Source organism: Phenylobacterium sp. (assembly GCF_030693805.1).
In the GTDB taxonomy this organism is placed as follows: domain Bacteria; phylum Pseudomonadota; class Alphaproteobacteria; order Caulobacterales; family Caulobacteraceae; genus Phenylobacterium.
Genome location: NZ_JAUXZW010000069.1, coordinates 1 through 4,596, shown reverse-complemented (window position 1 = coordinate 4,596; position 4,596 = coordinate 1). Strand labels below are relative to the sequence as shown.

2 protein-coding genes are annotated in these 4,596 nt (G+C 67.6%); both read right to left on the bottom strand.

What is annotated here, in order from left to right:
• Nucleotides 1-737 (bottom strand): glutamate synthase subunit beta (locus Q8M88_RS03135; RefSeq protein WP_305594792.1); only part of this gene is annotated, 737 nt, incomplete at its 3' end.
• A gap of 80 nt (nt 738-817) precedes the next feature.
• Nucleotides 818-4,596: glutamate synthase large subunit (gltB, locus tag Q8M88_RS03130; RefSeq protein ID WP_305594791.1), on the bottom strand; the 3,779-nt coding region annotated here is incomplete at its 5' end.

The window sequence follows — 4,596 nt, the reverse complement described above, 5'->3', positions numbered from 1 at the left end:
ACCTCCAGGTCGCGCGGCGCCTCGGCGCCGCCGGCCATCACCAGCACATCGTAGTCGTCCAGCAGCCGTTGCACTGACACCGTCACGCCGACCTCGATATTGGTGCGGAACAGCACGCCCTCGACCTCCATCTGCCGCACGCGGCGGTCGATGAGATGCTTCTCCATCTTGAAGGCGGGAATGCCGTAGCGCAGCAGCCCGCCGATGCGGTCGGATTTCTCGAACACCGTCGGCGCGTGGCCGGCGCGCGCCAGTTGCTGCGCGCAGGCCAGGCCCGCGGGGCCGGAGCCCACCACCGCGATGCGCTTGCCTGTGCCGCGCGGCGCCGGCTCTGCGACAATCCAGTTCTCCGACCATCCGCGATCGACGATCTCGCACTCGATCATCTTGATGGTGACCGAGTTGTCGTCGATGTTCAGCGTGCAGGACGCCTCGCACGGCGCCGGGCAGATCCGTCCTGTGAACTCGGGGAAATTGTTGGTCGAGTGCAGGTTCTCCAGCGCGGCTTTCCATTGGTCGCGATAGACTAGGTTGTTGAAGTCCGGGATCTGGTTGTTGACCGGGCAGCCCTGGTGGCAGAACGGAATTCCGCAATCCATGCACCGCGCGGCTTGGCCGGCCACTTCGGCCGTCGGCAACGGATGGACGAACTCCTTCCAGGTCTTCAGCCGGTTCTTCGGGTCATCGTAGGCCCGGTCCCGCCGTTCGATCTCTAGAAATCCGGTGGGCTTGCCCATCGGTATGCTCCGACAATTGCTGGCGTCGGCGACCGGTCCGCCGAAGGCGGGCTGGCTTTGGACGCGATCTGAAGAAAACGCTACTCGGCGGCGACGGCGGCGGCGGCCCGCCGCTCCTCCGCCATGTCCTGAAGCGCACGGCGATAGTCCCTCGGCATCACCTTGACGAAGTCGGAAAGCGCCTGGTCCCAGTTCTCCAGCAGGAAGCGCGCTCGCGCGCTTCCGGTGTAGAGATTGTGCCGCTCGACCAGGATGCGCAGCCGTTCGGCATCGAAGCGCAGGACGTCACCCATTCCGTTGTTGTCGACGCTGATCGAGCGCTGGGACGGCCGCAGGGCTTCATCGCCCCGCTCCGCCGGCGCTGCGGGACCTATGGCCTCAAGGTCCACCATCGCCGGGTTGACCAGGTCGCGGAAGCGGCCGTGCGGATCGTAGACATAGGCCACTCCGCCGGACATCCCGGCCGCGAAATTGCGCCCGGTCTCGCCCAGCACCACCACCACGCCGCCGGTCATGTACTCGCAGCCGTGGTCGCCCAGGCCCTCGACAACCGTCACGGCGCCGGAGTTGCGCACCGCGAACCGCTCGCCGGCTACGCCCTCGAAATAGGCCTCGCCCGAAATGGCTCCGTAGAGGACCGTATTGCCGACGATGATGTTCTGCGTCGGGTCACGCTGCGAGCCCGCGGGCTGTCGCACCACGACGCGGCCGCCGGACAGGCCCTTGCCGACATAGTCGTTGCCGTCGCCGATCAACTCGGCGCTGACGCCGCGAGCCAGGAACGCGCCGAAGCTCTGTCCCGCCTGGCCGATGAAGCGCAGGGCGATGGTGTCCTCGGGCAGGCCCGTATGGCCGTAGCGCCGCGCCACCTGCCCAGACAACATCGCGCCCACCGTGCGGTTGACGTTGCGGATCTGGTATTCGCCGCGCATCGGCCGACCCTCGGTCAGCGCGTCCTGAGCATCGGAGATCATCTGGTGGTCCAGGGCTGCTCCCAGGCCATGGTCCTGGCGGTCCATGTTCCAGAGCCCCTTCTGGGCGCCGGCAGGCGCCGCGTACAGCAGCTTCGTCAGGTCGACGCCTTCGGCCTTCCAGTGGTCCAGCGCCGGGTTCATGTCGATGCGGTCGACCCGCCCGATCATCTCGGCGACCGAGCGGAAGCCCATCTGCGCCATGATCTCGCGCAGTTCCTCGGCCACGAAGAAGAAGAAGTTGATCACGTGCTCCGGCTGGCCGGTGAAGCGTGCGCGCAGCACCGGGTCCTGCGTCGCCACGCCCACCGGGCAGGTGTTCAGGTGGCACTTGCGCATCATGATGCAGCCGCTGGCGATTAGCGGCGCGGTCGAGAAGCCGAACTCGTCGGCCCCCAGCAACGCGCCCACCGCGACATCGCGCCCCGTACGCAGGCCGCCGTCCACCTGCACGGCGATGCGCGTGCGCAGGCCGTTCAGCAGCAGGGTCTGCTGGGTCTCGGCGAGGCCGATCTCCCAGGGTGAGCCCGCGTGCGTCAGCGAGGTGAGCGGCGACGCCCCCGTCCCGCCTTCGTAGCCGGAGATAGTCACATGGTCGGCGCGCGCCTTGGCGACGCCCGCAGCCACGGTGCCCACGCCCACTTCCGAGACCAGCTTCACCGAGATCCGCGCGCCCGGATTGACGTTCTTCAGGTCGTGGATGAGCTGCGCAAGGTCCTCGATCGAATAGATGTCGTGGTGCGGCGGCGGGCTGATCAAGCCCACGCCCGGCGTCGAGTGGCGCACGGCGGCGATGTTCTTGTCGACCTTGTGGCCGGGCAACTGGCCGCCCTCTCCGGGCTTGGCGCCCTGGGCCATCTTGATCTGGATGTCGTCGGCGTTGACCAGGTACTCGGCGGTGACGCCGAAGCGGCCCGAGGCCACCTGCTTGATCGCCGAGCGCATGCTGTCGCCGTTCGGCAGCGGCTTGAAGCGGTCGACCTCTTCGCCGCCCTCGCCGGTGTTGGACCTGCCGCCGATACGGTTCATCGCCACGGCCAGCGTGGTGTGCGCCTCGCGGCTGATCGAGCCGAAGCTCATGGCCCCTGTGGCGAAACGCTTGACGATGTCGACCGCCGGCTCGACCTCGTCGAGCGGCACGGGCGTCTCGGCCGGCTTCAGCCGCATCAAGCCGCGCAGCGTCAGCAGCCGCTCGTTCTGCACGTTGATCGCCTCGGCGTAGGCCCGGTATTCCTCGGACACGTTGCCGCGCACCGCGTGCTGCAGCCGCGCGATCGAATCCGGCGTCCAGGCGTGCGCCTCGCCGCGCAGGCGGTAGGCGTAGGTCCCGCCCACATCCAGCATGGTCCGATAGATCGGCGCGTCGCCGTAGGCGTCGCGATGGCGCAGCACCGCCTCTTCGGCGATCTCGCGCAGGCCGGCGCCCTCGATGGTCGTCGCGGTGCCCGTGAAGAACTGCTCGACGAAGTCGGTGCTCAGGCCCACCGCGTCAAAGATCTGCGCGCCGCAGTACGACTGGTAGGTGGAGATGCCCATCTTGGACATCACCTTCAGGATGCCCTTGCCGACCGCCTTGATGAAGTTCTTGCGCACGTCATAGGCGCTGGCCTTCAGGCCGTTGCGCACACGAAGTTGCTCCAGGGTCTCGAACGCCAGGTAGGGGTTCACCGCCTCGGCGCCGTAGCCGGCCAGGACGCAGAAGTGGTGCACCTCTCGCGCTTCGCCGGTCTCGATCACCAGGCCTGTCTGCATGCGCAGCCCCTGGCGGATCAGATGGTGGTGCACAGCCGCGGTGGCCAGCGCCGCGGGGATCGGGATCCGGTCGGGCGAAACGGCCCGGTCCGACAGGATCAGGATGTACATGTCCGCCAGCACGCTGTCGGTGGCTTGGCGACAGAGCCTGGCCAGCGCCTCGGAGAGACCGGGCGCGCCGGCTTCCGCCGGCCAGGTGGCGTCGAGCGTGGCGGTGCGGAACGCGCCGTCCAGCAACTGGCTGATGCCCCGGATCTTGGCCAGGTCCTCGTCGGTGAGGATCGGCTGGGCGACTTCGAGGCGCTTGTGCGAACCGGCGTGGCGGCCGAGCAGATTGGGCCTGGGTCCGATCATCGACACCAGCGACATCACCAGTTCTTCGCGGATCGGATCGATCGGCGGGTTGGTGACCTGGGCGAAGTTCTGCTTGAAGTATTCGTAGAGCAGCTTGGGTCGGCGCGAAAGCACGGCCAGCGGCGTGTCGGTGCCCATCGACCCGATTGGGTCTTCACCGGTCTGGGCGATCGGCTCCAGGAACACCTGCAGGTCCTCCTGCGTGTAACCGAAGGCCTGCTGGCGATCGAGCAGCTGGGCGGGATCGTTGGCCGGCACGGACTGAGCGGCCTCGACCTCGGACAGGTCCTCGAGCTTGAACTGGGTGTCGGCCAGCCAATCGGCGTAGGGCTCGGCGCCCGCCAGGCTGCGCTTGATCTCCTCGTCCTCGATGATCCGGCCCTGCTCCATGTCGATGAGCAGCATCTTGCCGGGCTGCAGGCGCCACTTGCGCACGATCTTCTCGTCCGGAACCGGCAGCACGCCGACTTCCGAGGCCATGATCACGGTGTCGTCGTCGGTGATCACGAAACGCGCCGGGCGCAGGCCGTTGCGGTCCAGCGTCGCGCCGATCTGACGACCGTCGGTGAACGCCACGGCGGCCGGGCCGTCCCACGGCTCCATCAGCGCTGCATGGTATTCGTAGAAAGCCTTGCGCTTGGGATCCATCAGCGGATTGCCGGCCCAGGCCTCCGGAATCAGCATCATCATGGCGTGGCTCAGCGAATAGCCGCCGGCGACCAGCAGTTCGAGGGCATTGTCGAGGCAGGCGGTGTCGGACTGGCCGTGCGGAATGATCGGCC